This is a genomic window from Arthrobacter sp. zg-Y877 (assembly GCF_030373105.1).
GTDB lineage: Bacteria > Actinomycetota > Actinomycetes > Actinomycetales > Micrococcaceae > Arthrobacter_B.
The window spans coordinates 538486-563553 of record NZ_JAUCPU010000002.1 but is presented as its reverse complement, the minus strand read 5'-3'; the positions used below and the strand labels follow the sequence as shown (position 1 = coordinate 563553).

Below are 25068 nucleotides of genomic sequence, written 5' to 3'. Positions count from 1 at the left end.
CTCCGGGTTGCCGGTGCCCGGCGGCGCTGGCGCACCGGGGAGGGATCCGGGCGAGCGTTACTACCGTCGGGTATGCAGCCCGTCGAAGACCATGGTGATGATGTTGTCCGCGAGCTTCTGGGCAGGCAGCGGTCCGCCGGGTTTGTACCACTCCACGATCGAGTTGATCGTGCCGAACAGCAGCCGGGTGGTGGTGCGGGGATCAATGTCGCTGCGCACGGACCCCTCGCTCCGCGCCGCCTCCACCAGCCCGGCCACCCGGTGGTCGAATTCCCGGCGGCGGGCCAGCGCACTGCGCTCAATCTCGGTGTTGCCGCGCAGCCGCAGCAGCAGGGTGACGAACGGCAACCGCTCTGTCAGCACCTGGATGGTGCCGCGCAGGACAAACTCCAGCCGCACATCCGCGGGACCCGATGCCGCCTGCGGATCATCCAGCACGGCCTCAAGACCGTCCAGTGCGTGGTCCAGTGCCAGACGGAGCAGATCGCCCTTGGACGGCACGTGGTGATAGATCGCCGACTTCGTGATGCCCAGGTTTTCGGCGAGGATCCCCATCGACGTGGCTTCGTAGCCGTGCCGGTTGAAGACATCCACGGCCATGTTCAGCACCGTCTGCTGATCATGGCCCGGCCGGCCCCGGCGCGGACCGGACGCGGGATCGACGGTGGCGTCCACGCCGGGAACGGCGTCCACGCCGGGAACGGGGTCGACGGCGGATGTGGCCACAGCTGCCCCGGCTGCGGACTCCACGGATTCAGTGCGGGCGTCCACAGCGGCGGCGGAGTTGGCGGAAGAGGAGGGACTGGAGGCGGCAGGCATGGCGCCATTTTCCCACGTCAACGGTCGGTTCACCGCGGCGTACCGGCGTCGGGACCGCGGCGCAGGTCGTAGATCCGGCGCAGTTTGCCGCTGGATCGTGCCAGCGTCCCGGGATCGACCACCTGAACAGCGCAGGAGGATCCGATGTGCATTTTCACCTGTGCCTCCAGCTCAGCTGCGGCGGCGGCGGATTCCGGCGTCGTGGCACCTGTCCGCCGCTCGATCCGCACCGTCAGCTCGTCGAGACGTCCCGGACGGGTGATTTCGAGCTGGAAATGCGGGCTTAGGGCCGGGATACGCAGGGCGATTTCCTCGATCTGGGTGGGGAAGAGGTTGACGCCGCGCAGGATGATCATGTCGTCGCTGCGGCCGGTGATGCGTCCCATCCTGCGCATGGACGGCCGGGCGGTGCCCGGCAGCAGGCGGGTGAGGTCGTGGGTACGGTAACGGATGATCGGCAGCGCTTCCTTGGTCAGCGAGGTGAAGACCAGCTCGCCCGGTTCGCCGTCGCCCAGGACCCGGGTGTCATCAAACGGGTCGATGATCTCCGGCCGGAAGTGGTCCTCCCAGATATGGGATCCGTCCTTGCTTTCCACGCACTCGCCGGCCACGCCCGGACCCATGACCTCCGAGAGTCCGTAGATGTCGCAGGCGTCCAGGTCCATCAGCATTTCCAGTTCGTGCCGCATTTCCTCGGTCCAGGGCTCAGCTCCGAGGACGGCGTTCTTCAAAGATGTTGAGCGCGGATCGATTCCGGCGGCTGCCATCGCGTCGGCAATGGCCAGCAGGTAGGTGGGCGTGCAGAGGATGGTGTCCGGTTCGAAGTCCAGGATGAGCTGGACCTGCCGCTCCGTCTGCCCACCGGAGACGGGGATGACCGTGCAGCCGAGTTTCTCCGCGCCGAAGTGTGCTCCCAACCCGCCGGTAAAGAGCCCGTAGCCGTAGGCGTTGTGGACCTTGTACCCCCGCTGGACGCCGGAGGCACGCAGCGACCGGGCCACCAGTGACGCCCACCGGTCCAGGTCGCCTGCCGTATACCCGACGACGGTTGGCCGACCGGTGGTTCCGGAGGAGGCATGGATGCGGGCAACCTGCTGCTGGGGGACGGCGAACATGCCAAACGGATAGGTCGAGCGCAGGTCCTCCTTGGTGGTGTACGGGAACCGCGCAAGGTCGCTCAGATCCTGCAGATCCGACGGGTGCACGCCGGCGTCGTCGAACTTGCGCCGGTACAGCGGCACCTGTTCATACGCGTACGCGAGGGTCTGCTGGAGCCGCTTGAGCTGGAGGGTTTCCAGCTCATCCCGGCTCATGCGTTCCTCCGGGTCCAGGCTCGAGGGATCGGCGGCAGTGGACTTGAGAAGAGCGGGCGTCGATTTCATGCGCGGCTTCCTGCCGGGACCGCAGCGGGCCGGGCGGGGTTGCGCATGGTGCGCGACCGTCCCCGGAACAGGGCGACGACGTCGGAGGTGCCGTCCGGGCGTTCGGAACGTACCTCGATGTCATACACACCGCTGCGCCCGTTGCCTGCACGGTGTTCAGCGGCCGCAGTCAACAGCTCGCCCACCTGCACCGGTGCCAGGAAAGTGATATCGGCGCCTGCGGCAACGGTGATGTTCTCCCGCTGTACTGCCGGGCCGCCGGCTTCGGGGTTGCAGGCCAGGGCAAAGGCGGTGTCGGCAAACGCGAAGACCATCCCACCGTGGCCGATGCCGAAGCCGTTCACCATCTCGGGACGAAGCAGCATCGAGATGCGTGCCCTGCCGCCTCCGGTCTCCAGAACCTGGATACCCAGCCATGCCGACGCTGCATCGTTGACCAGGAGGGGGTGGGCAGGGTGTGAATCCCGGGTGACATCGGTGTCAGCCATTGGACCTCATTTCTTTACCGAATGTTCATTAGGTAATATCGGCGGCTGCCGCCTGTCAAGGAGGGGTCAAAGAGCGGCATCGGAGCGGTCTAGGCGGGAAAGATGACCGGAATGCCGCGGTTATGGCCCGGCCTGGGCTCCTGTCCCGTCTTTTGGGCGGTCCGTCGTTCCCACGGGGGCATGACGTACCCTAGTGAGGTGACTCTCTCCGCGGCCACAGCCGTTGCCGGCCCTGTGCGGCCTCCCACTTCGTCCCTTTTGCCTCATTGGCTGGACCCACAGGTGTTCCTTGCCGATCCAGCCCTCGGACCGTGGGTGGTCCTGCTGGTCTGCGGCATTGTCTTTGCTGAAACCGGACTGCTTGTGGGCTTCTTCCTGCCCGGCGACTCCCTGCTTTTCACTGCCGGTCTCCTCGTCGCCACCGGCACCATCGACATTAATGTCTGGCTGCTGGGAGTCCTTGTCTTCATTTGTGCCTTCGTGGGTGACCAGACGGGCTACTTCATCGGCAAGAAGGCGGGACCAGCTGTTTTCAACCGGCCCGACAGCAGGCTCTTCAAACGGGAAAACGTGAAACGCGCCCAGGTCTTCTTCGACCGGCACGGTGGCAAGGCAGTGGTCCTGGCCCGGTTCGTGCCGGTGGTCCGGACGTTCACGCCCGTGGTGGCCGGCGTCGCGCAGATGGAATACAAGGCCTTCGTCGGCTTCAATGCACTGGGCGCATTTGTCTGGGGTGTGGGCGTGACCCTGCTGGGCTATGTGCTGGGAGACCGGGTGCCTTTTGTCCGGGAGAACCTGGACCTGATCTTCGTGGCCGTGGTGGTGCTCTCCGTGATTCCGATCGTCGTTGAGGTGATCCGGCAGTCCCACAAGGCCATCACTGACGATGAGCCGGAGGATGATGCGGCGGAAGAGACCCAGCCGCGCCGCAGCGCCGGGAACACTGCCGCCGGGAACGCTGTCTCCGGGAACCCTGCCCCCGGTAACACTGTCTCGGGGCACACCGCCTCCGGTAAGACCCAAGCCGAAGGTGCGGGCGCAGCGGAGTAACATCCGCTTTCCCCCGGTGGTCGCCCGGGCATTCGAAGCCTGTGGGACCAACCTTTCGCAAAAAAGCAGGGCCGCTCCCGGTGGGGGAGCGGCCCTGCTTTTCGTCTATGGGAAACGGGAAGCCCCGAGGTCTCCTGCCTAGGCCGCGTCCTCCGTGCGGGCGGCCGGGAGCAGCTCCCGTGCGCCGAGGGCGGAGAGGATGAAGGCGTAGTCCCACGCCCGGTCCTTCCAGGCCTCGTACCGGCCGGAGGCGCCGCCGTGGCCCCCGTCCATCTCGATCTTCAGCACGATCGGTTCGCTGCCGGTGCTGGTTTCGCGCAGCTGCGCCACCCACTTGGCCGGTTCCACGTACAGCACGCGGGTGTCATTGAAACTGGTGACTGCGGCAATCTGCGGGTAGTCGACGGCCCGGATGTTCTCGTACGGGCTGTATTCCTTCATGTACCGGTAGACCTCGGGATCGGTGATGGGATTGCCCCATTCCTCCCATTCCAGGGCCGAGAGGGGCAGGTCCGGATCCAGGATGGTGGTCAGCGCATCCACGAAGGGCACCTGGGCCACGATCGCCCGGTACTTTTCGGGGGCCAGATTGGCGATGGCACCCATCAGCAGCCCGCCGGCCGAACCGCCCATGGCAGCGATCCGGTCCGGATCCGCCCACCCGGAGGCGGCGACCCAGTCGGTGGCATCCACGAAGTCGGTGAAGGTGTTTTTCTTGTTCAGCTTCTTGCCGTCGTCGTACCAGGCCCGGCCCATCTCTCCGCCGCCACGGATGTGCGCCACGACGTAGACCACACCGCGGTCCAGCAGGGACAGCCGGGCGATGTTGAACCCCGGATCCATGCTCATCTCGTAGCTGCCGTACGCGTAGACAAGGGCAGGGTTGCTGCCGTCCTTCTGCAGGTCCGCCCGGCGGATGACGGAGAGCGGGATGCGGGTGCCGTCCGCCGCCGTCGCCCATTCCCGCTCCGCTACGTAATCCTCGGAGCGGTAGCCGCCCTTGACGGGGGTTTCCTTCCGCAGTTCCAGTTCGCCGGTCGCCAGGACGTAGTCATACACCCGCGGCGGCGTGAGGAAGGAGGTGTAGCTCAGGCGGACAATCGGCGAATCGAACTCGGCGTTGGCCAGGTTCGCCGTGTACAGCTCCTCGTCGAACGCCGGTTCCACCGGGACGCCCTGTGCCGGGGTGCCGAGGCCTTCCACGGGCAGGATTTGGACCCGCTCGGTGGTGTCTTTGCGGACGGAGACCAGGACGTGGCTGCGGGTTACCGCGGCACCGTTGACGCGCACGGTGTCGTCATGGGCGATGACGGTCTGCCAGTGCTGGTCCGCCAGCGGCTTCGAAAACTCGTCCTCGGCAACGAGGGAGAGCATGGAATTCAGCGCGTTCCGGTTGTGCGTCAGCAGGTAATGCCGTGTTCCGTCCAGCGTCAACGGCTCAGCTTCGTACAGGATGCGTTCGCTCCGCGGAATCAGGGTACGCACGGTGTCGGTGGGGTCGTCGAAGTCCAGGACCCGGTATTCGCTGTATTCGGAGCTGCTGATACCGATCAGCAGCTGCCGGCGGTCCGGCGAGAGGTCGAAGCCGGTCCACATGGCAATGTCATCCTCCTGGTAGATGACGACGTCGTCCTCCACCGGGGTGCCGAGCGTGTGGGCCTTGACCTGGTACGGACGCCAGGAGTCATCGACCACCGTGTAGAACACCCGGTTTCCATCGGGGGAGAAGGCCAGCGAGTAAAAGACATTGGAAATGACGTCCGGCAGCAGTTCCCCGGTGCGAAGGTCCTTGATCCGCAGCGTGAAGCGCTCGTCTCCGGCGTTGTCTTCGGAGTAGGCCAGCAGGTTTCCGTCTTCGGTCACGGCCAGGCCGCCGAGCGAGAAGAACGGTTTGCCTTCGGCTTCGGCGTTGCCGTCCACCAGGATCTGTTCGCCCGGAACTGCCACTCCGGGCACGACGGCGGGAGGCGTCCAGTCGGCGTCGAGGTCCCCGGTGTCCTGCGCGGCGGTGCGGCAGTGGATGGCGTACTGCTTGCCTTCCTCGGTGCGGGTGTAATACCACCAGCCCTTTTTGCGCGCGGGAACGGAGAGGTCCGTTTCCTCGGTGCGGTTCTTGATTTCGTTGAAGATTTCCCCGCGCAGCTGTTCCTGATCGGCGGTCATGGCTGCGGCGTAGGCGTTCTCGGCCTTGAGGTGTTCTACCACCTCCGGATTTTCCTTTTCCCTCAGCCATTCGTAGTTGTCGATGAACGTGTCACCGTGGCGGGTGCGTTCGGTGGGGACTTTCTTGGCAACCGGTGGCTGGGGAGTAGTCATGCTTCGAATATATCGACCCCGGCGGCGGCGTCGAAGGACCCCGCGGGCTTTATGCTGGCGGCTGATCCCGCGGCGGCGGGAACCACCCGCCGATCGGATGTAAAGCTTCCTTGACTTAATTCCGTTCAGGGAGCAGGATGCCCGCATGAAGAATAATGCGGGCATCCGCACGGTGGACAAGCGCGTTCGGGTTGCCGGGGCCGTCGTCGGCGGAACCGCAGCCGGTGCGCTGCTGGGATGGGCGGCGTCGGCCACCAGCGGAGCCAGCCCGCTGGTCTCCGCCGCCGTCTTTGCCGCCGCGACAGGGCCTGTGTTGGCGGCCGCACTGTGGTTGCTGGTGTTCAATGTCGCAGAAACCGACCGCGTGGAGGTGGAGTCAGCGGCGGACGTGGAACGCTCCTGGTCCGATGCGGCGTCGTCCCGGGCCTTCGTCGATCTCATGGTCCTGCTCGCCGTGGGCGTCCTTGCCGAGACCCTCCTGAACCTGGATGTTCCCCTGCCCGTCTATTGCGCTGCCGGGCTGGCCGCCTGGTCGCTGCGTTATGCGCTCCTGAAGCGCTGCCACTCCTAGGCATGCAGAACACTGTGGCCGTAGAGCGTCAGCGGCTGGGTTTATCGCAGGTGCAATTGGCGGCAGTCCTCGGCGTATCGCGGCAGACCGTGATCTCCATCGAAAAGGGGCGGTTCGATCCTTCGCTACCCCTGGCTTTCCGTCTTGCCGCAGTTTTCGGCAGGAGCATCGAGGAGATTTTTACGCCTGAAGCAGGGAACTAATCTCCGAGCAGGAGCCAGGCGCACAGTGCTCCGGCCGCAAGGAAGAGCGCCCAGTTCACCGCCACCACCAGCAGGGTCGAAGTGAAGGGCCGGGGCGGCGATTCACGCAGGGGGAGCAGCACCGGCTCGGCTGCCGGACCCTTGCGGAACTGTCCCCAGAGGCTCGTGGCCAGCAGTACCGCACCCCCGCCCAGCGCGAGCGGCAGTGCGGGCAACGAGAACAGGACCAGCTGCGGAGCGAACAGGAACAATGCCGCCTCCACCAGCAGGCATAAAGCCAGCAGCGCGGCCGGGCGGCGCAGGGACAGCCAGGTGGGATTCCGGGCGCACAGGGGGCTGACCCCTGCCACCACCAGGGCGGTAAGGGCCAGCAGCATCCCGGGAACGGTGACACTGACGGTGGCGGCATCAGCGGTCACAGCGGCCGCAACGGCAAAGAAGCCCAGCAGTCCCAGAAGGGTGGGCACAATGACGACGGCGACCGACGGCCGCTCTGCCTGCGCTGACTCTACCTGCTTCGCCTCTGCATGACCGGCGTCTGCCTGCCCTGCAGGTGATCCGCTGCTGGAAGGCACGCCGGCTGGAACGGTCCGGCGGCCGGCACCGGGCTCGGGCATAGCCATCACAATCCTCTCCAGACCCTCACTTCTTTCCATCAGTTTTCCATAGCCCGGACCCTTGACGGGCACAACACCCCTCCATATCCTGAACGAACGGTCAGTAATTATTAAATGAGCAGGATGGCGGAGTAACCATGAGTGCAGAGCCTTCAGCCGGCCAGGCGCACTTCGAGGCGCTGATTGCGGCGGATGCCAGGGTGGAGCCGCGCGACTGGATGCCCGAGGGCTACCGCAAGACCCTCGTGCGGCAGATCTCGCAGCATGCGCATTCGGAAATCATCGGTATGCAGCCCGAAGCCAACTGGATCACCCGTGCACCCTCCCTGAAGCGCAAGGCGATCCTCATGGCCAAGGTCCAGGATGAGGCAGGCCACGGGCTCTACCTGTACTCCGCCGCCGAAACGCTGGGCACCCCGCGGGACCGGATGACCGCCGACCTCATCGCCGGCAAGGCGCGCTACTCAAGCATCTTCAACTACCCCACACTGACCTGGGCGGATATGGGAGCCATCGGCTGGCTCGTGGACGGAGCTGCGATCTGTAACCAGGTGCCCCTCTGCCGGGCCTCCTACGGCCCCTACGGACGGGCCATGGTGCGGATCTGCAAGGAGGAATCCTTCCACCAGCGGCAGGGCTTCGAGATCCTGCTGGAACTGGCCAACGGCACGCCCGCGCAGCGGGAGATGGCCCAGGACGCAATCAACCGCTGGTACGCGCCGTCGCTGATGATGTTCGGACCACCGGACGAGGATTCACCGAACTCACGCCAGTCCATGGCCTGGAACATCAAGCGCTTCACCAATGACGAACTGCGGTCCCGGTTTGTCGGAATGATCGTGGAACAGGTGAAAGTCCTCGGGCTGACCCTTCCTGATGAGGACATCCGCTACAACGGGGAGACCGGCCGCTGGGAACACGGACCCCTGGACTGGAACGAGTTTTCCGAGGTCCTCGCCGGGCGCGGGCCGTGCAACTCACAGCGGCTGGCCCGGCGGCGGGAAGCCCATGAAGACGGCGCCTGGGTGCGGGAAGCCGCGGCGGCCTATGCCGCGCGGCAAGCGGCACCTGCCGGTGCTGGTGCCACTGCAGGCATGGCCGAAGCGGGGGTGGCATAGCAATGACCGGTGGATCAACAACGGGCGACGACGGCTCCAAGCCAGTCGGGACAGCCACGGCAGCGCACGACCCGGCAACGGGCACGGCAACCGGCAGGGCCCTGACGGAAGCGGCAGCGAAGGCGGGTGAGGCCGGTATGGCACCGCAGGACCCGGTAACCGGCACGGCCCTGACCGAAGCGGCAGCGAAGCACGCAGACCCCGGCACGGCTGGGGCTTCCCGGACCGCGTGGCCGCTGTGGGAAGTCTTTGTCCGGTCCTCCCGGGGTTTGTCCCATGTCCATGCCGGTTCCCTGCATGCTCCCGACGCCGACATGGCGGTCCGCAACGCACGTGACCTCTACACCCGGCGCAACGAGGGTGTCTCGCTCTGGGTGGTGCCGGCGTCGGCCATCATCACCAGCGACCCCGATGCCAAGGGGCAGTTCTTCGAGTCCCCGCAGGGCAAGGATTACCGGCACGCCACCTACTACACCAAGTCCGAGGGGGTGAAGCACCTGTGAGTTCGGACAGCGCTACCCGCATCACTCCCGGCAACGCACTGCGGCCGGAGGACATTGCCGCTGCACAAACCCGTGCCGATCCGGACGCCGCCGCCTACGCCCTGCGCCTTGGCGACGACGCCCTGGTGCTGGCCCAGCGCCTGGGCTGGTGGATTTCCCGGGCGCCGGAACTGGAGGAAGACGTTGCGCTGGGCAACATTGCGCTGGACCTGATCGGCCATGCCCGGTCCTTCCTCAGCTATGCCGGCAGCGCCGACGGCCGCACCGAGGACGACCTCGCGTACTGGCGGGACGAGACCGAATTCCGTTCGGTGCATCTGGTGGAACAGCCCAATGGCGATTTCGCCCGGACCATCGCCCGGCAGCTGGCGGTTTCCTGCTATCAGTTCGGGCTTTACTCGGCCCTGCAGCATTCCACCGACCCCACCCTGTCCGCGATCGCCGCCAAGGCGGTCAAGGAAGTGGACTATCACCGGGACCACAGCATCCAGTGGGTGCTCCGGCTGGCGCTGGGCACGGACGAATCCCGGCGCCGGATGATCCGGGCGCTCGAACTCACCTGGCCATACGTGGGCGAGCTGTTCGACGATGACGAACTCGTGGTCTCGCTCGGCGGCCGTGCCGTCCTGCCTTCGTCGCTGAAGGCTGCCTTTGACCGCGACATCGCCGCTGTGCTGCGCGAAGCCGAAGTGGAGCTGCCCGCGGTTCCACCTGCCCCCGGCGGTGGCCGGCAGGGACGGCACAGTGAGCACCTGGGCTACCTGCTGGCCGAGATGCAGGTGCTGGCCCGCCAGCATCCCGGTGCCGCGTGGTGAGCCTGATGGAATCCCGCCTGCGCCCGGAACCACCGGCCGCGCGTCCGGAACCCCCGGATATGCGGCCGGAACCTCCCGTCCTGCGCCCGGCAGACCCGGCGGCCGCAGCCGCCTGGGATGTGGCCGCGACGGTCTGTGATCCCGAGATTCCGGTACTGACCATCGAGGACCTCGGTGTGCTGCGGCGGGTGGAGATTTCCGGCGACCGCGTCCAGGTGGCCATCACACCCACCTATTCCGGCTGCCCCGCCATGGACGCCATCCGCTCCGACGTCACCGCGGCCCTCCGCGCTGCCGGCTATCCCGCCGTCTCGGTTTCGCTGGAGCTAGCTCCGGCATGGACCACCGACTGGATGAGCAGTGCCGGAAAGGCGAAGCTGGACGCCTACGGCATCGCGCCGCCGTCGGGCCGTGCCGCTGCGGGACCCGTGCGGGTGGGCCTGAGCGTGAAATGCCCCCAATGTTCCTCGCTGAACACCCATGAATTGACGCGCTTCGGGTCCACATCCTGCAAGGCGCTCTGGGTCTGCGGCGAGTGCCGGGAGCCGTTCGACTACTTCAAGGTGCTCTGACCCATGACTGCCCTTCCCGAAGCGCCGCTCCGCCGCGGCGCCTTCCACCCCCTGACGGTTGCCGCCGTACGCAGATTGACGGACGACGCCGTGGAGGTCACCTTCGCGGTTCCGCCGGAACTCGTGGAGTCCTACTCCTACCTGCCGGGCCAGTACGTCGCCCTGCGCACGGTGCTGGCCGGCACGGAGCTGCGGCGCAGCTATTCCATCTGCGCCGAACCGATACCGGGAGAACTGCGGGTGGCGGTCAAGCGGGATCTCGGGGGACTATTTTCCTCCTGGGTCAACGAGCATCTGAAGGCCGGTGACGTGCTGGACGTGATGAGCCCGGCCGGCAGTTTCATCTCCCGCCATGCTCCCGGCACCGCCGACCTGGGATCGGCGCATGGGCAGGTGTTTGCCGCGGTCGCTGCGGGGTCGGGCATCACGCCCGTCATTGCCATCGCGCGGACCGTGCTGGCCTCGTCGCCAACCACCCGCTTTGATCTCGTCTACGCGAACAAGGCCGCGATGGACGTGATGTTCCTCGAAGAGCTGGCGGACCTCAAGGACCGGTATCCGTCCCGCTTCGCCCTGCACCACGTCCTTTCCCGTGAGCAGCGCATTTCGCCGCTGCTCAGCGGACGGCTCGACGCCGGGAAGATCACCACCCTGATCGACTCGGTACTGCCGGCTGGGGAAGTGGACGAATGGTTCCTCTGCGGCCCGTTCGACCTGGTCCAGCTGTGCCGCGATGCCCTCTCAGAGCGCGGGGTTGACCCGGCCAAGGTGCGTTTCGAATTGTTCACCACGGCACGTCCAGACCGTCCGGAAGGTTCCACCGGCCGGCCCGTTCTCCGCGACACTTCGGGGGACAACTTCGACATCACTTTCCGGCTGGACGGACTGCAGGGCAAGGTGGCCAGCCCGGTGCATGCCCGTGAATCGGTGCTCAATGCTGCCCTCCGGGTGCGCCCTGATGTACCGTTCGCCTGCGCCGGCGGTGTCTGCGGCACCTGCCGCGCCAAGCTGGTCTCCGGCAGCGTGGACATGGAGGAGAACTATGCACTGGAACCGGAGGAACTGGAGCGTGGCTACATCCTGACGTGCCAGAGCCGCCCCACCAGCAGCGAAGTCAGCGTGGACTACGACGCCTAGGAGGGCACCGATGATTGAACTGAGCATCAACGACGGCGTCGCGGAAGTAGTCCTGAATGCCCCGCAGAAACTCAACGCCCTGGACAGGTCTGCCCTGGCCGAGCTCGGGGACGCTTACGACGACGCGGCAGCCGCCGGCGTGCGCGCCTTGTTACTGCGCGGAGAGGGCAGGAGCTTCTGTGCCGGACGGGACCTGGGCTCCGTTTCGCCTGAAAACGACGATGCACGCGGCTACCTCGTGGACAGCCTGCGGCCGCTCCTGCAGAAGATGTCGGCCTTTCCCGCACCGACCTTCGCGGCGGCCCAGGGTGCATGCCTGGGGGTGGGCCTGGGGCTGTTGGTGGCCACCGACGTCGTATATGCAGCCACCGATGCGAAGATCGGCTCTCCGTTCGCCAATCTGGGTGCGGCGCTGGACTCGGGCGGACACTGGCTCTTCACCGAACGGCTGGGGCCGCACCGCACCCTGGACCTGATCTACACCGCGGACCTGATGACCGGAGCCGAGGCGGTCGCCGCCGGCCTGTTTAGCCGCGCTCTGGACCCCGCCGACCTGTTGGACCACACCCGGGCCACGGCACTCCGCGTTGCGTCCGGTCCGACCCAGGCCTATACGGCTTCCCGGCAGCTGGTGGCTGAGATCCGGGACCGGCGCCTGGGGTTCTGGGATGCGCTTGATGCGGAGAACACGGTCCAGGAGAAGCTCAGCGCAACGCCAGATTACGCGGAAGGATTCAGCGCTTTCCTGGCCAAGCGCAGGCCCGTTTTCCAAGGTTGATGGGGCAGTGTTCGCACCCGGGACCGGCTTGACCCGGGACGTGGGCCGGCCTGGCCCGGGTTGTGGTGCGGCGGACGCAGGGCTAGGTTGGGAGTAACTCGTAAGCATGCTTACAACAGGTGCTTACCGGCGCTAGAGAACTCTGAGAAACCGAGGAGGCGGAACATGGCCGACAGCTACAACCCGAACAACGACCCGGCGAACCCGGACAAGCCCAAGGACGCGCAGAAGGGCTCCGGAACGCAGGAGGGCACCGGCAACCACGCCCACAGTGAGACGAAGGCAGGAAGCACCAATCCTGATCCGCTGGATGGCAACATCACCGGCCTGGAGCCCGGCGGCGGCGTTCCCCCGGGAGAGACCCCTCCGGCAGAGGACCAGATGAGCTCCGACCAGGGGCACGACGAAAACTGATCCTTCGGTCGGCCGGCGTTCACTGGCTGAACGGGGTGGCCTCTGACCAGAGCGGCGGTGCAGATCAGGGTCGCCGGGCTGACGAGAGTGGCTGGACTGGCCAAAGTAACCGGACTGGCCAGAGTGGCGGGGCGGACTAAGTAACCCGACTGACCACGGTGACCGGGCCGGCTGATACCGGCGAACTGATACCGCCGAATGAAAGAGGCAGGGCCTGCAGCTGCAGGCCCTGCCTCTTCTGTCTTTGCTGGTAGGTTCCGGAACCTATCGGGTGTCGCGTTCTTCGAAGACCAGGAACGTCTGGGTGTCCAGGACACCCGGTATGGACTGCAGCTGGTCAAAGATGACCCTGCGCAGGTGGATGTTGTCCTCGGCGCGGACCAGCACTATAACGTCAAAGGAACCACCCACCAGGGCAATGTGGTGGATCTCCGGCACCTCGCTGAGGCGGTCCTTCAATTCCCGCCAGGCGTGCTGGCGGACCTTCAGGGTGACGTACGCGGAGGAGCCTAGCCCTGCCTTCTCCGGATCCACCAGTGCGGTAAAGCGGCTGAGTACCCCGGATTCGGTGAGCCGGGCAATCCGGGAGTAGGCATGCGCCCGGGATATGTGCACGGCCTGCGCGACGGCCGTAAACGAGGCCCTTCCGTCGGAGCGCAGGACGGCCAGGATCTTCCGGTCAACGTCGTCCAGCGGCTGCACCTGCGTTGTAGTCATAATGTCCACGCTCTCCCCAAGTAATCTGCGTCACATTTGCAAGGTGTCCATCAGAATACGCCTGGAGTGCGCTGCCGTCCAAGATTTACGGGAATGCTGGTCCCGAAAGTACCGCCGAAAGCATACTGGCAAGACAGTACATCCCGCGTGCAACGGCGCCGCGGTGCTGGCAGACGGAGGCTCGTAATGACCATCTCCACCGGCAGGACCCGGCAGGCCGATGTGCCTGCCGAAAGCGGTTCCGGACCCGTGCACGCGCTGCTTCCCTCGGATGTTCCCGTCCAGCTGATTGATCTGGACGGCAAGGAACACCACGATCCCCGTTACCCGTTGCCGGGCAGCGGCATGCTGCTGGATGCGTACGCCCGCCTGGTGGCCGGACGCCGGATCAACGACCAGGCGAACGCGCTGGTGCGGCAGGGCCGGCTGGCTGTCTATCCCTCTTCCCACGGGCAGGAGGCCTGCCAGGTGGCCGCCGCCGCGGTGCTGCAGGCACAGGACTGGCTGTTCCCGACGTACCGGGACAGTGTTGCCGTGATGTCACGTGGCGTGGATCCGCTGCAGGTGCTGACGCTGCTGCGCGGGGACTGGCACAGCGGATATGACCCGTATGAGTACCGGGTGGCACCCCAGGCGACCCCGCTGGCCACGCAGCTGCTGCACGCCGTCGGCGTCGCCCATGCGGCCAAACTCAAGGGCGAGGACACTGTGGTGCTGGCCCTGTGCGGTGACGGCGCGACCAGCGAGGGTGACTTCCATGAGGCGCTGAACTTCGCTGCGGTGTTCCATGTGCCCGTGGTTTTCTTCATCCAGAACAACGAATATGCCATCTCGGTGCCGCTGAAAAACCAATCGGTGGCTCCGTCCCTGGCGCATAAAGCCGTCGGCTACGGCATGCCGGGGGAACGGGTGGACGGCAACGACGTCGCCGCGCTCCTTTCCGTCCTGGGTGCGGCCGTGGAGCGGGCGCGCGAGGGTGGCGGCCCCTCGCTCGTGGAGGCGCACACCTACCGCATGCAGGCCCACACCAACGCCGACGACGCCACCCGGTACCGCTCGGCAGAGGAAGTGCAGGGCTGGGTTTCCCGGGACCCGGTGGTGCGGGCACGGACTTACCTGCGCGCCGCCGGACTGTTGGATGATGCCCGCGAGGAAGCACTGGCGGCAGAGGCCGAAGCCCTCGCGGCGGCCATGCGGGAAGGCCTGAACACCGACGTCGACCCGGATCCGATGGCCCTGTTTAAGCATGTCTACACCCGGGCCACACCGCAGCTGGATGAGCAGGCCGAGCTTCTGCGCGGTGAAATCGGCCGCAGCGAACCCAGCGGAGATGCACCGGAAAACGGTGAACCGGAACGCAGCGACAGCGAACCTGCCCTCGAACCGGACGCGGAACCGGGCGGCAGCCCCGCTGCCAACTCCCACCCGGAAACCCCCGGCACCTCCAGCGCCCAGCGCTGACCATCGGAAAGGCAGCACCATGGCAGCAAACGCTACGGACACCCGCCCCGAGGCGCGGGAACTGGTAGGCACCGATGCACCTTCCGGGCCTGAACCCCTGACCTTCGCCAAGGCACTCAATGCGGCGCTCGCCGACGAAATGGCTGCCGAGGCGACGGTGGTGGTCTTCGGCGAGGATGTAGGGCCGCTCGGAGGGGTCTTCCGGATCACCGACGGGCTGACGGCACGGTTCGGAACAGGCCGCTGCTTCGACACTCCGCTGGCCGAGTCCGGGATCATGGGAATGGCTGTCGGCATGGCGATGAACGGACTGCGGCCGGTGGTGGAAATGCAGTTTGACGCCTTCGCCTATCCCGCCTTCGAGCAGGTGGTCAGCCACGTCGCGAAGATGTCCAACCGGACGCGCGGGAAGGTGAAGCTGCCCATGGTGATCCGCATTCCGTACGCCGGTGGAATTGGCGGAGTGGAACACCACTGCGATTCGTCGGAGGCCTACTACGCACACACCCCGGGCCTGACCGTCGTCGCACCGGCAACCGTGGCCGATGCCTACTCCCTGCTGCGCGCCGCCATCCGGCTGAATGATCCGGTGGTGTTCCTGGAGCCGAAGAAGCTTTATTGGAGCAAGGAAACGGTGGACCTTGCCGCCCTGCGGCAGGCAGCCGATGAGGCAGTACGCACAGGCCGGGAGGTTCCGGGAGGCATCGGTACAGCTGCGGTGGCACGCACCGGAACGGATGCGACGCTGGTCGCCTACGGTCCGTCGGTGTCGACGGCACTGGCTGCCGCGGCAGCCGCCGAGGCCGAGGGACGGTCCCTGGAAGTCATCGACCTGCGGTCGATTGTCCCGTACGACGACGCCACCGTGGACGCGTCGGTCCGGCGCACCGGGCGGGCAGTGGTTATTGCCGAAGCCCCCGGTTTCGCTTCCGTGGCCGCTGAAATCGTTGCCCGTATCCAGGAACGCTGCTTCCATTCCCTTGCTGCCCCGGTGCTGAGGGTGACCGGGTTCGATGTTCCGTATCCGGCACCGAAGCTGGAGCACTGGTACCTGCCCGGGGTGGACCGGATCCTGGACGCCGTGGATGAGCTGCAGTGGGACGAGCCCGCAGCTGAAAACGAAGGAACGGGCAGCATGGAAGCCGGCAGCTTGGAAACCCGCAGTTCGGAGGCCCGCCGATGAGCGTGCGTACCTTCCTGTTGCCGGACCTGGGCGAAGGACTGACGGAAGCCGAGCTGGTGAATTGGCTCGTGGCTGAAGGAGACACGGTGGTCGTCGACCAGCCTGTGGCGGAGGTGGAAACCGCCAAATCCCTGGTCGAGGTTCCGTCGCCGTTTGCCGGCACGATCGCCCGGCTGCACGGTGAGGCCGGCGACAGCATCGACGTCGGGCGTCCACTGATCTCGGTGGAGACCTCGGCGGCAGCACCCGAAACGTCTGTGGCGGCGGCGCCTGAAGCGGGTGTTGGGGCATCGCCGGAGGGAGAGGCGTACCGGCAGGAAGAGAGGGCCGGGTCCGGGAATGTGCTCATCGGTTACGGGACCCCGGAATCCGGCTTGGCACCCCGGCGCACCCGGGCACCCCGCCGGCGGATGGCGGCGCCTGCTGCCCCGGTTGCGGCGGTCCCGGTCCGGACCGAAGCTCCGCGGTGCGTGTCCCCGCTGGTCCGCAGGATGGCCCGCGATGCCGGAGTGAAGCTGACGGATCTTTCCGGGACTGGTCCTGAGGGGTTGATCCTCCGGCGCGACGTCGAGGCCGAGGTGGCCAGCCGGGCAGCGGCTACCGCACGGGTGGCCGAGGGCGTCCGGAGCGGGGTGGCCCAGGATGAGGTGGCCCAGCGTGAGGTGGTCGAGGGCGAGGTGGTTGAGGCAGCCGGCCGGGCTGCCCGGGACGCCGCGGAGACACGAGACGTCCGGGCTGCCCGAGACGTCCGGACGGGGCTCGGCGTCATCTCGCGCACGCCCGTCCGGGGAGTCCGGCGCACGATTGCTGCGAACCTGAGCCGGAGCCGGAGTCTTATACCGGAAGCAACCGTCTGGGTGGATGTGGATGCGACGCCCCTCATGGAGCTGCGTGACGTCCTGTCGGAGCAGCGGCAGGACGTACCCTCGTTGCTGGCCTTCCTGGCGCGGTTCACGCTCGCCGGTCTCGCCCTGTTCCCGGCGCTCAACACCCGCTTCGTGGCCGCGGGGGACAGCTCCGGGAGCCCGGCGGAGGGGGAGGAACACGAAGCTGCGATTGAGGCTTTCGACGGCATTAACCTTGGCATCGCTGTCCAGACCGGGCGCGGGCTGATGGTTCCCTCCGTCCGGCGGGCAGACGCCCTGTCCACACGGGACCTGGATGCAGAGATCCGCCGCCTCACCACTGCTGCGCAGGACGGCAGGGCTACCCCGGGGGAGCTTTCCTCGGGCACCTTTACCCTGAATAACTACGGTGTCTACGGCGTGGACGGAAGCGCCGCGATCATCAATTATCCCGAGTCGGCCATCCTCGGCGTGGGACGCATCATTGACAAGCCGTGGGTCGTCTCCGGCCAGCTTGCCGTCCGGAAAGTCACCCAGCTGACCCTGGTGTTCGACCACCGCGTGTGCGACGGCGCGACCGCCGGCGGTTTCCTGCGCTACGTTGCCGACGCCGTCGAAAACCCAGGCCGTGTCCTTGCGGACCTCTAATACGGGCCGGGAGCAACCACCCGGGATAGGTTGGAGACCGGCCAGCGGAAAGGAAAGCGACATGACTGAAACACCGCAGCACGTCACGGGCCAGCTCGGCTGGCAGGAGGTGGCGCCCCGGGTATGGGTGCGCTCCAACGCTGCCTTCGCCGTGAATACCGGGCTCGTGATCGGGGACGAACGTGCCCTGCTTATTGACACCGGTGCCGGGCCCGGCATGGCGCAGGAGATTTACGACGCTGTGCGGGCACTCACCGATCTGCCGCTGACAGCAGTTAACACGCATGCGCATTTCGACCATTACTTCGGCAACGCCCTGCTGCTTGCCAAGGGTGTGGAGGACATCTGGGCAACCGCCGGCTGCGCCGCCAGCATCCGTGAAAACGGAAACAGCCACCGGCCCCAGGCCGCCGATGCGGAACCGGAAATGGCTGCAGCCATGGGGGCCCACACGGAAATTGCCGAGCCCACGAAACTGGTGGAGGACGTCCCCGTTGACCTGGATCTGGGCGGTATCTCCGTGACGCTCTTCCAGCTCGGCCGCGGCCACACCGACCATGATCTGCTGGTTGGAGCCGGCGATGTGCTCTTCACCGGTGACCTGGTGGAACAAGGCGCAGATCCGGCCTTTGAAGATTCCTTCCCTAAGGACTGGATCCGCACCCTGGGTAAAGTCGCCGCCCTGGAAGATTTGTACACGGTCTTCGTTCCGGGCCACGGGCGACCCGTCACGGTCGACTTCGTGACCACCCAGATGAACAAGATGCGCACCGCCGTCGCCGTCACCCGCAGCGCCATGGACCAGGCGTCCGTGGACATGACGAAAGCCATCCCCATCCTGCCGTACGGTCCGGACCAGTCCCGGGCGCTGCTCACCCGGCTGCGGACCCTGGCCCGGTGGAAATGGCTCCGGAAATAGGCCGGAATCAGCCCGAAAATAGCCCGGAGGTAGACCCGAAGTAGCCCGGACCGGAAGCAGGCGCCGTCAGCGATAGTCTGGGGCCGTGCCAGCGGACGATTTCAGCCTTCGGAAAATAGCCATCCCGGCCTACGGTCCCACCCTCCTCTACGGGCTGGCGACCGGAGCCATCCTGCCGGTGATCGCGCTCAGCGCCCGTGGCCTCGGTGCCACTGTGGCCCTTGCAGCCCTCGTTATCACGCTTACCGGCGTGGGTTCTCTGCTGACTAATGTCCCCGCGACCATCGTGACCACGCGTTTCGGGGAAAAATGGGCCCTTGTCGCTGCTTCTGCCTGGTCCGCGCTGGCGATGGTCCTCGCGGCCTCGGTCCCGGTGCTGTGGGTTTTTGCGGTGGCGGTGTTTATGGTCGGGATGGCCGGATCGGTGTTCGGACTGGCCCGGCAAAGCTACCTGACGGAAGCTGTGCCGGTGCACTTCCGGGCCCGGGCGTTGTCCACGCTCGGCGGGGTGAACCGGATCGGTGTGTTCATCGGGCCCTTCGCGGCTGCGGGAGCAATCCATTTCTTCGGTACCACGGGCGCCTACTGGGTGGGGGCCCTGGCTGCCGTCGGGGCAGGGATCCTCAGCTTCCAAGTGCCGGACCTGGCCGTCCGTTCCGGGCGAGGGGCGGGACAGGGAGTGAAACCCCTGGACTCCGCCCCGGCGCCCACCGTGCGGTCCATCCTGCGCAGCCATGCACGGGTGTTCCGGACCATTGGGATAGGGGTACTGCTGATAGCAGCCGTCCGGGCCACCCGGCAGGCGGTGATTCCGCTCTGGGGCCAGCACATTGGTCTCGATCCCACCTCCACGGCACTGATCTACGGGCTTTCCGGTGCCATCGACATGTTGATCTTCTACCCCGCAGGCAAGGCCATGGACCTCTGGGGGAGACGCTCGGTGGCGGTACCCTGCATGCTGATCATGGGATTGGGCCTCGCGCTGCTGCCGCTGGCCTCCGGGGCCACCGGTCTGCTCCTTGCTGCACTGCTGATTGGGTTCGGCAACGGTATCGGATCCGGAATCGTTATGACTCTCGGCGCGGACTTCTCACCCTCTCCGGGACGTCCGCAGTTCCTCGGGATCTGGCGGCTGCTGGCGGATATCGGGACCATGGGTGGGCCCGGCATCCTCTCGGCCGTCACCGCTCTCGTGTCCCTCTCGGCGGGCATTTGGGCGACAGCCGGACTGGGACTGCTGGGTGCCGTTGTGCTCTGGCTCTGGGTTCCCGGACGGAAAGCCACCGGCAATCCGTCCGGCGTACGCGAAGTGCGTTAGCGCCGGGCAGGATCTCCGGCCTGCTGGCTGAAGAGCCAGCAGGCGAGGGCGCTGACCAGGTAACCGACGCCGACAATCAGGGCCAGTCCCGCCCAGAAGTACAGCGGCGCGGAGGTGGTCACTGCCGTATGATCCCAGCGGGCATAGAAGTACAGGCCCAGGCTTGCAGCCGTGGCGAGCACTCCCGGGACGGCGCAGAGCAGGGCAACAGCCTTTGCGGAGCCCTGCGCCGCGCCCTTGGCCGGCCACCGGTTCCATTCAGGATTCGTCCGCATCATGACCAGGCCGCCCACGAGTGTCCATGCCGCGACCACGAGCAGCGAGGCGACGACGTCGGCGGGGCGGTGCCAGAGGTTCAGGAAGGTGGCTGCACCTGCGAGCACCGCATAGCTGCCGCCAAAGAGCGCGGTCAGCGGCCGCCAACGCGGTGAGGCAAGCAGGAACACAGCGGCAGCGGCAGAGGCCGCGAGCGTGGTGTGGCCGGACGGAAGCGAGTTGAAATCCAGGGTCACCACCCCGCGGTCGGGCCTGTCCAGCACGGTCCGTTTCAACAGCTGGCTGCTGACATTGGCGGCTGCGAACGTGCCCAGGGCAATCACTGCCGGCGAAATCCGGTGCCGCAGGATGGACACGAACACCACCACAATCACCGCGATGAACACCGAGATCAGCGGGAGGTTGTCCAGGAAGGCGAGCACCGGCCGGCCGGTTCCCGGGGCAATGAGCTCGGCTTCCTTGAAGGCCGACTCATCGGCGAGCTGGCCAATCGTGGTGCGGACAAAAAACCAATAGGTTGCGGCAACGCCGGCAGCACAGAGAAGCGCGGCAAAAAGGAAGAGCGCCGGATTATGCGCAGCCGGTCGTTGGGCACGGGAGCGCTGTGCCAGCAAGTTGCGAGTATCCATTGGTTCCAGATTGCCACATGATCATGATCGTTTCCTGTTTGCCCAGACGGCCCAGCCGGGATGCGGGTGGCAACGCGTAGGCTGGCAGGGTGCCCCAGACCCCCGAACTGACTGACCTCCTGGCCGGAGCCCGCGTGGTTTCCCTCCCGATGCGGGTAAAGTTCCGCGGCATTCTGCACCGGGAAGCCCTGCTGATTGAGGGTCCGGCCGGCTGGGGCGAGTTTTCGCCCTTCCCTGAATACTCCGATGCCGAAGCCGCGCCCTGGCTTGCCTCCGCACTGGAAGCGGCCTGGCAGGGCTACCCCGAACCTCTCCGCCGCTCGATTCCCGTGAACGGAACGGTGCCCGCCGTAGCGGTCGACCAGGTCGAGGGCGTGCTGGCCCGTTTCGGGGCCGTATCCGCAGTGAAGGTGAAGGTTGCCGAAGCCGGCCAGACTCCTCAGGAAGACCTGGCCCGGGTGGCCGAAGTCCGCCGGCTGCTGCCCGCTGCCGGTATCCGCGTGGACGCCAACGCGGGCTGGGACCTCCGCACCGCCGTCGAAACACTGACCCTGCTGGCCGAAGCCGGACTGGAATACGCCGAACAGCCGGTCGCCGGCATCGATGGGCTGCGTGCCGTCCGGACCGAGCTGCGCCGCCGCGGGATCCCGGTGCTGATCGCCGCCGATGAAAGCGTCCGCAAGGAATCCGATCCCCTGAAGGTCGCCCGGGAGGACGCCGCAGACCTGATCATCATCAAGGCCGCCCCCTTGGGCGGGGTGCGCCGGGCTGTGCAGATTGTGGCGCAGGCCGGGCTGCCAGCAGTGGTCAGTTCCGCCATCGACACCTCGGTGGGGATCCGCACCGGAGTCGCGCTGGCCGCGGCCCTGCCGGAGCTTCCCTACGCCTGCGGGCTGGGCACACTTTCGTTGATGGCAGGGGACGTGACCGAGGAGTCCCTGCTGCCCGACGGCGGCGCTCTGGCCGTGCGGGACGTACCGGTGTCCGGGGAACTGCTGGAACGGTTCGCGGCCCCGCCGGAGCGCCGACAGTGGTGGCTGGACCGGCTGGAACGGGTGTACGAACTGGTGGAATAGGCGCGGCTAGGTGTGACGGGGACTTCGCCAGGGTGGGAAATCCGTGGGATTGGGCCGGCTACGGGCCTGATGCCCGGAACCCTAGGATGGAAAGGTGACTGGAACCTCGAACGCCCCCACCCCGTCTTCCGCCGACCTGACTGCGCTCCAGGCAGCCCGCTCCGCCGTTGCCGCCCTGGCTTCCGCCGGAGTGCGTGATGTCGTCCTCGCTCCCGGATCCCGCAGCGCTCCGCTGGCCTATGCGTTGGCCGAAGCCGAACTGCAGGACCGGATGCGGGTCCACGTGCGGATCGATGAACGGGTTGCCGGGTTCACGGCCCTCGGCCTGGCCCGCGGAGGCCGGCGTCCCGCGGCCGTGGTGACGACGTCGGGCACCGCCGTCGGCGAACTGATGCCCGCTGTCATGGAAGCGCACCACGGCGGCGTCCCGCTGGTGGTCCTCTCGGCCGACCGTCCCGCAGAACTGCACGGCACCGGCGCGAACCAGACCACCGTGCAGCCGGGAATCTTCGCCGGTTTCCCCATGGCTTCCGCCGATGTGGAGGCAGGGACCGATCCCGCCGGGCCGATTTCCGCAGCGCTGGCCGGGCTCGGTGACGCCATGCCGGTAGGGCCGGTCCACGTGAACCTCCAGTTCCGTGATCCGTTGACCCCCGGGGAGTCGGATCCGCTGTTCCTGGAGTCCGCGGCGGACCGCACGGCGCTGCCCGCGCCGGCGTCGTTCCCGGATCGGGTCCCGGCAACCGATCCGCCAATTCCCGGGATGCACCGCACTGTGGTGGTGGCGGGCGACGGCGCCGGGGAGCTTGCGGCGCTGTTCGCGCTGCGTGCCGGGCTTCCGCTGCTGGCCGAGCCGTCCTCCAACGCCCGTTTTGGTCCCAATGCAGTGGGCGCCTACCGCCTGCTGCTGCCGGAACTGGGTTCGAGGATTGAACGCGTTGTGGTGTTTGGCCGGCCCACGCTCTCCCGGCCGGTAGCGGCGCTGCTGGCACGTACCGACGTCGAGAAGGCCCTGTATCTGCCCCGGCCGGTGAACTGGTTCGCTCCGGGCCGGCGTCCGGAAACCATCATCAGCGACATCCCCGGACTCTTCGAATTCGCCGGCACCGGTGCACCCGGCTGGCTCGAGGAGTGGCGCAACGCATCCGAGGCTGCTCTGAACACCCTGACCAACCTGCTGGAGCAGCAGGACCAGCTGACCGGGCTGCAGGTGGCGGACCTGGTCTGGGACGCTGCGGATGCGAACCTTGTGCTTGGCTCCTCCAACGTGATCCGGGACATGGACCTGGTCGCCTCCCCAGGCTGGCATCCGCTGGACGTATACGCCAACCGCGGGCTCGCCGGGATCGACGGAACGATTTCCACGGCAACGGGCATCGCGCTGGCGAACGGCATTCCGACCCGGCTGCTGCTGGGGGACCTCACCTTCCTGCACGACGCCGGTGCCCTGCTCCTGGGTGATGGGGAGACCGAGCCTGATCTGCAGATCGTGGTGTTGAACGACGGCGGAGGCGGCATCTTTTCGGTGCTGGAACACGGAGCACTGGGGGAGGATCCGCGGTATGCGGCACTGGTGGAACGCTTCTTCGGAACACCGCACCGCGCAGACCTCGCCGGGTTGTGCCGCGGTTATGGAGTGCGCCATCAACTGATCCGGTCTGCGGATGAACTCGAAGCTGCGTTGGCGGAACCGGTCAATGGGCGCTCGGTACTGGAAGTCTGCACCGCGCGGGAAACGCTGCGCGGCCTGCACCGTCAGGTCCAGAGCGCTGTGACGGCAGCGCTGGGGAAATAACGGGCGGCTGGGAGCGCTGCGGAGAGGTGACGGCCGGAGCCGCGACGAGAGGAGCTGCCGCCGGAGCCGCGGAGATGCCGCGGAGTTAAGGGCTGCGGCCGGAGCCGCGACGAGAGGAGCTGCGCCGGAGCCGCGACGAGAGGAGCTGCGCCGGAGCCGCGGATATATGAGCGAGCGGCTAGAGTCGCGGAGATGCTGCCCAGACAAGGCCTATACGTCCCGCCTGGCTGAAGCGTAGCCTCGCTGCATGGCTACACCGCTCGATGCCCTGCCGAAGGTTGGAGCCCCTGCGGCCCGCGCCTTGACCGGGGCAGGTTATGACTCACTTCGCCAGCTGGCCGGCGTCCCGCGGGAGCAGCTTGCTTCGCTCCATGGCATGGGTCCGAAGGCGCTTCGCATCGTAGAACAGTCCCTGGCCGAACACGGACTCGCACTGGGCTGAAGCGGAGACACCCGGGGCGTTTGGATACCTTAGGGCATTTGGACACCTTAGGGCGTTTAGACGCCTTGGAAACCCGGGACACAACTGTGGGGACCCTGAAACACGCGAAACCCTGCCTCCGAAACGCAGCACGGCCCGCACCAGAAGGTGCGGGCCGTGCCGGCGGAACGTCACTGGTCTCCGCGGGCCCGACACAGGACAGGGCCCACGGTCCAAGGGAGCCGGTTTAGAGAACCTTCGAGAGGAACGCCCGTGTGCGTTCGTGCTGCGGGTTGCCCAGGACATCCTCGGGACGTCCCTGCTCCACCACTACGCCGCCGTCCATAAAGACCACACGGTCGCCTACTTCGCGGGCGAAGCCCATCTCGTGGGTCACCACCATCATGGTCATGCCTTCTTCGGCCAGCTGGCGCATTACGGCAAGCACATCGCCAACCAGCTCCGGGTCCAGGGCGCTGGTGGGCTCGTCGAAGAGCATCATGTCGGGGTCCATGGACAGCGCGCGGGCAATGGCCACACGCTGCTGCTGGCCGCCGGACAGCTGGGCGGGGAACGCGGTGGCGCGGTCCTCCAGACCAACCTTTGCGAGGTTCTTCATGGCGATCTTGGAAGCCTCTTCCTGGCCGCGCTTTTTCGCCCGGCGCTGCGCCAGGGTCAGGTTGCGCAGCACATTCAGGTGCGGGAAAAGGTTGAACTGCTGGAAAACCATGCCGATCCGGGTACGGACCTTGTCCAGGTCCGTGTCGGGATGGGTGATGTCCACGCCTTCCACCAGGACGGTGCCGCTGGTGGGCTCCTCCAAGCGGTTGACGCAGCGCAGCAGGGTGGACTTGCCGGAACCGGAGGGGCCGATCACGCAGACCACCTCACCCTGGTCCACATGGAAGTCGATGCCCTTTAGTACCTCGTTGCTTCCGAAGGACTTGTGAAGGTTACGGACCTCGATGGCAGGGGCGTTGGTGTTCGGAACGCTCAT

At 66.7% G+C, this 25068-nt stretch carries 26 protein-coding genes; 18 read left to right on the top strand and 8 right to left on the bottom strand.

Translation table 11 applies throughout. The features are described from left to right. Positions 1 to 60: 60 nt before the first annotated feature. The 3 genes from QNO03_RS06765 to QNO03_RS06755 all read right to left on the bottom strand — a co-directional run bounded on the left by QNO03_RS06765 (position 61) and on the right by QNO03_RS06755 (position 2689). The gene (locus QNO03_RS06765; protein ID WP_289602819.1) at positions 61 to 675 is read right to left on the bottom strand and encodes a TetR/AcrR family transcriptional regulator; all 615 of its coding nucleotides are present in this window, start codon (positions 673 to 675) and stop codon (positions 61 to 63) included. Between the two features lie 173 nt (positions 676 to 848). Next, the gene (gene paaK, locus QNO03_RS06760; RefSeq protein WP_289602666.1) at positions 849 to 2201 is read right to left on the bottom strand and encodes a phenylacetate--CoA ligase PaaK; all 1353 of its coding nucleotides are present in this window, start codon (positions 2199 to 2201) and stop codon (positions 849 to 851) included. Next, the gene (locus QNO03_RS06755; protein ID WP_229947028.1) at positions 2198 to 2689 is read right to left on the bottom strand and encodes a hotdog fold thioesterase; all 492 of its coding nucleotides are present in this window, start codon (positions 2687 to 2689) and stop codon (positions 2198 to 2200) included. The genes paaK and QNO03_RS06755 overlap by 4 nt, the downstream gene beginning before the upstream one ends. Positions 2690 to 2887: 198 nt before the next feature. On the opposite strand from QNO03_RS06755, the gene QNO03_RS06750 reads away from it, so the two are divergent. After that, positions 2888 to 3739, top strand: a complete 852-nt coding sequence (locus QNO03_RS06750) for a DedA family protein (protein WP_502874554.1) — start codon at positions 2888 to 2890, stop codon at positions 3737 to 3739. Between the two features lie 138 nt (positions 3740 to 3877). Here QNO03_RS06750 and QNO03_RS06745 read toward each other — a convergent pair whose 3' ends face one another. Then, positions 3878 to 6055 (bottom strand): S9 family peptidase, encoded by a 2178-nt coding sequence (locus tag QNO03_RS06745; protein WP_289602660.1) that lies wholly within the window; start codon positions 6053 to 6055, stop codon positions 3878 to 3880. A gap of 145 nt (positions 6056 to 6200) precedes the next feature. Between QNO03_RS06745 and QNO03_RS06740 the strand changes: the two genes are divergently transcribed. Then, complete coding sequence (locus QNO03_RS06740) at positions 6201 to 6626, top strand: hypothetical protein (RefSeq protein ID WP_289602659.1); 426 nt, start codon at positions 6201 to 6203, stop codon at positions 6624 to 6626. Between the two features lie 2 nt (positions 6627 to 6628). Further along, entirely contained in the window at positions 6629 to 6829 is a 201-nt protein-coding gene (locus QNO03_RS06735) for a helix-turn-helix transcriptional regulator (RefSeq protein ID WP_289602657.1), read from the top strand. On the opposite strand, the gene QNO03_RS06730 is transcribed toward QNO03_RS06735, so the two are convergent. After that, the gene (locus tag QNO03_RS06730; RefSeq protein ID WP_289602655.1) at positions 6826 to 7485 is read right to left on the bottom strand and encodes a hypothetical protein; all 660 of its coding nucleotides are present in this window, start codon (positions 7483 to 7485) and stop codon (positions 6826 to 6828) included. The two genes, QNO03_RS06735 and QNO03_RS06730, sit on opposite strands and share 4 nt — an antisense overlap. A gap of 98 nt (positions 7486 to 7583) precedes the next feature. Between QNO03_RS06730 and paaA the strand changes: the two genes are divergently transcribed. From paaA to QNO03_RS06695, 7 genes are all read left to right on the top strand, one after another. After that, entirely contained in the window at positions 7584 to 8564 is a 981-nt protein-coding gene (gene paaA / locus QNO03_RS06725) for a 1,2-phenylacetyl-CoA epoxidase subunit PaaA (RefSeq protein WP_289602653.1), read from the top strand. Between the two features lie 137 nt (positions 8565 to 8701). Next, positions 8702 to 9067 (top strand): 1,2-phenylacetyl-CoA epoxidase subunit PaaB, encoded by a 366-nt coding sequence (paaB, locus tag QNO03_RS06720; protein WP_502874560.1) that lies wholly within the window; start codon positions 8702 to 8704, stop codon positions 9065 to 9067. Then, on the top strand, positions 9064 to 9882 hold the full coding sequence (gene paaC / locus QNO03_RS06715) for a 1,2-phenylacetyl-CoA epoxidase subunit PaaC (RefSeq protein ID WP_289602652.1): 819 nt from the start codon (positions 9064 to 9066) through the stop codon (positions 9880 to 9882). The genes paaB and paaC overlap by 4 nt, the downstream gene beginning before the upstream one ends. Before the next feature lie 59 nt (positions 9883 to 9941). Continuing rightward, positions 9942 to 10454, top strand: a complete 513-nt coding sequence (paaD, locus tag QNO03_RS06710) for a 1,2-phenylacetyl-CoA epoxidase subunit PaaD (protein ID WP_289602650.1) — start codon at positions 9942 to 9944, stop codon at positions 10452 to 10454. Positions 10455 to 10457: 3 nt separating this feature from the next. Beyond that, positions 10458 to 11591 carry a 1,2-phenylacetyl-CoA epoxidase subunit PaaE gene (gene paaE / locus QNO03_RS06705; RefSeq protein ID WP_289602649.1) on the top strand — a complete coding sequence of 378 codons (1134 nt, stop codon included), beginning with the start codon at positions 10458 to 10460 and terminating at the stop codon, positions 11589 to 11591. A gap of 10 nt (positions 11592 to 11601) precedes the next feature. After that, complete coding sequence (locus QNO03_RS06700; RefSeq protein ID WP_289602647.1) at positions 11602 to 12369, top strand: enoyl-CoA hydratase/isomerase family protein; 768 nt, start codon at positions 11602 to 11604, stop codon at positions 12367 to 12369. A gap of 165 nt (positions 12370 to 12534) precedes the next feature. After that, positions 12535 to 12783 carry a DUF6480 family protein gene (locus QNO03_RS06695; protein ID WP_229947060.1) on the top strand — a complete coding sequence of 83 codons (249 nt, stop codon included), beginning with the start codon at positions 12535 to 12537 and terminating at the stop codon, positions 12781 to 12783. Positions 12784 to 13047: 264 nt separating this feature from the next. Here QNO03_RS06695 and QNO03_RS06690 read toward each other — a convergent pair whose 3' ends face one another. After that, the gene (locus QNO03_RS06690; protein WP_289602644.1) at positions 13048 to 13500 is read right to left on the bottom strand and encodes an Lrp/AsnC family transcriptional regulator; all 453 of its coding nucleotides are present in this window, start codon (positions 13498 to 13500) and stop codon (positions 13048 to 13050) included. Between the two features lie 186 nt (positions 13501 to 13686). On the opposite strand from QNO03_RS06690, the gene pdhA reads away from it, so the two are divergent. The 5 genes from pdhA to QNO03_RS06665 all read left to right on the top strand — a co-directional run bounded on the left by pdhA (position 13687) and on the right by QNO03_RS06665 (position 19874). Then, positions 13687 to 14961 (top strand): pyruvate dehydrogenase (acetyl-transferring) E1 component subunit alpha, encoded by a 1275-nt coding sequence (pdhA, locus tag QNO03_RS06685; protein ID WP_289602642.1) that lies wholly within the window; start codon positions 13687 to 13689, stop codon positions 14959 to 14961. A gap of 19 nt (positions 14962 to 14980) precedes the next feature. Continuing rightward, a complete protein-coding gene (locus QNO03_RS06680; protein ID WP_289602641.1) occupies positions 14981 to 16144 on the top strand; it encodes an alpha-ketoacid dehydrogenase subunit beta in 1164 nt (387 codons plus the stop codon). Next, entirely contained in the window at positions 16141 to 17637 is a 1497-nt protein-coding gene (locus QNO03_RS06675) for a dihydrolipoamide acetyltransferase family protein (protein WP_289602639.1), read from the top strand. The genes QNO03_RS06680 and QNO03_RS06675 overlap by 4 nt, the downstream gene beginning before the upstream one ends. A gap of 61 nt (positions 17638 to 17698) precedes the next feature. Then, positions 17699 to 18556, top strand: a complete 858-nt coding sequence (locus tag QNO03_RS06670; RefSeq protein ID WP_289602637.1) for an MBL fold metallo-hydrolase — start codon at positions 17699 to 17701, stop codon at positions 18554 to 18556. Between the two features lie 85 nt (positions 18557 to 18641). Continuing rightward, complete coding sequence (locus QNO03_RS06665; protein WP_289602635.1) at positions 18642 to 19874, top strand: MFS transporter; 1233 nt, start codon at positions 18642 to 18644, stop codon at positions 19872 to 19874. Here QNO03_RS06665 and QNO03_RS06660 read toward each other — a convergent pair. Beyond that, on the bottom strand, positions 19871 to 20779 hold the full coding sequence (locus QNO03_RS06660) for a phosphatase PAP2 family protein (RefSeq protein ID WP_289602633.1): 909 nt from the start codon (positions 20777 to 20779) through the stop codon (positions 19871 to 19873). The genes QNO03_RS06665 and QNO03_RS06660 overlap by 4 nt on opposite strands. An 89-nt stretch (positions 20780 to 20868) precedes the next feature. On the opposite strand from QNO03_RS06660, the gene QNO03_RS06655 reads away from it, so the two are divergent. The 3 genes from QNO03_RS06655 to QNO03_RS06645 all read left to right on the top strand — a co-directional run bounded on the left by QNO03_RS06655 (position 20869) and on the right by QNO03_RS06645 (position 24092). Beyond that, entirely contained in the window at positions 20869 to 21855 is a 987-nt protein-coding gene (locus QNO03_RS06655) for an o-succinylbenzoate synthase (protein WP_289602631.1), read from the top strand. 94 nt (positions 21856 to 21949) lie between these two features. After that, positions 21950 to 23650: a 2-succinyl-5-enolpyruvyl-6-hydroxy-3-cyclohexene-1-carboxylic-acid synthase gene (gene menD, locus QNO03_RS06650; RefSeq protein WP_289602629.1), complete on the top strand. Its 1701-nt coding sequence runs from the start codon at positions 21950 to 21952 to the stop codon at positions 23648 to 23650. 247 nt (positions 23651 to 23897) lie between these two features. Continuing rightward, positions 23898 to 24092, top strand: a complete 195-nt coding sequence (locus QNO03_RS06645; protein WP_229947078.1) for a helix-hairpin-helix domain-containing protein — start codon at positions 23898 to 23900, stop codon at positions 24090 to 24092. 226 nt (positions 24093 to 24318) lie between these two features. Here QNO03_RS06645 and QNO03_RS06640 read toward each other — a convergent pair whose 3' ends face one another. After that, complete coding sequence (locus QNO03_RS06640; RefSeq protein ID WP_289602627.1) at positions 24319 to 25068, bottom strand: amino acid ABC transporter ATP-binding protein; 750 nt, start codon at positions 25066 to 25068, stop codon at positions 24319 to 24321.

Excerpts from the sequence above, each read along its gene's own strand:
- paaB (WP_502874560.1), top strand. The coding sequence starts at position 8,702 with ATGGCACCGCAGGACCCGGTAACCGGCACGGCCCTGACCGAAGCGGCA.
- paaD (WP_289602650.1), top strand. The coding sequence starts at position 9,942 with ATGCGGCCGGAACCTCCCGTCCTGCGCCCGGCAGACCCGGCGGCCGCA.
- QNO03_RS06740 (WP_289602659.1), top strand. The coding sequence starts at position 6,201 with ATGAAGAATAATGCGGGCATCCGCACGGTGGACAAGCGCGTTCGGGTT.
- QNO03_RS06700 (WP_289602647.1), top strand. The coding sequence starts at position 11,602 with ATGATTGAACTGAGCATCAACGACGGCGTCGCGGAAGTAGTCCTGAAT.
- QNO03_RS06690 (WP_289602644.1), bottom strand. The coding sequence starts at position 13,500 with ATGACTACAACGCAGGTGCAGCCGCTGGACGACGTTGACCGGAAGATC.
- paaA (WP_289602653.1), top strand. The coding sequence starts at position 7,584 with ATGAGTGCAGAGCCTTCAGCCGGCCAGGCGCACTTCGAGGCGCTGATT.
- pdhA (WP_289602642.1), top strand. The coding sequence starts at position 13,687 with ATGACCATCTCCACCGGCAGGACCCGGCAGGCCGATGTGCCTGCCGAA.
- QNO03_RS06660 (WP_289602633.1), bottom strand. The coding sequence starts at position 20,779 with ATGGATACTCGCAACTTGCTGGCACAGCGCTCCCGTGCCCAACGACCG.
- paaK (WP_289602666.1), bottom strand. The coding sequence starts at position 2,201 with ATGAAATCGACGCCCGCTCTTCTCAAGTCCACTGCCGCCGATCCCTCG.
- QNO03_RS06675 (WP_289602639.1), top strand. The coding sequence starts at position 16,141 with ATGAGCGTGCGTACCTTCCTGTTGCCGGACCTGGGCGAAGGACTGACG.
- QNO03_RS06755 (WP_229947028.1), bottom strand. The coding sequence starts at position 2,689 with ATGGCTGACACCGATGTCACCCGGGATTCACACCCTGCCCACCCCCTC.
- QNO03_RS06645 (WP_229947078.1), top strand. The coding sequence starts at position 23,898 with ATGGCTACACCGCTCGATGCCCTGCCGAAGGTTGGAGCCCCTGCGGCC.
- QNO03_RS06745 (WP_289602660.1), bottom strand. The coding sequence starts at position 6,055 with ATGACTACTCCCCAGCCACCGGTTGCCAAGAAAGTCCCCACCGAACGC.
- QNO03_RS06640 (WP_289602627.1), bottom strand. The coding sequence starts at position 25,068 with ATGAGCGTTCCGAACACCAACGCCCCTGCCATCGAGGTCCGTAACCTT.
- QNO03_RS06680 (WP_289602641.1), top strand. The coding sequence starts at position 14,981 with ATGGCAGCAAACGCTACGGACACCCGCCCCGAGGCGCGGGAACTGGTA.
- QNO03_RS06735 (WP_289602657.1), top strand. The coding sequence starts at position 6,629 with ATGCAGAACACTGTGGCCGTAGAGCGTCAGCGGCTGGGTTTATCGCAG.
- QNO03_RS06670 (WP_289602637.1), top strand. The coding sequence starts at position 17,699 with ATGACTGAAACACCGCAGCACGTCACGGGCCAGCTCGGCTGGCAGGAG.
- paaE (WP_289602649.1), top strand. The coding sequence starts at position 10,458 with ATGACTGCCCTTCCCGAAGCGCCGCTCCGCCGCGGCGCCTTCCACCCC.
- QNO03_RS06730 (WP_289602655.1), bottom strand. The coding sequence starts at position 7,485 with ATGGAAAGAAGTGAGGGTCTGGAGAGGATTGTGATGGCTATGCCCGAG.
- QNO03_RS06695 (WP_229947060.1), top strand. The coding sequence starts at position 12,535 with ATGGCCGACAGCTACAACCCGAACAACGACCCGGCGAACCCGGACAAG.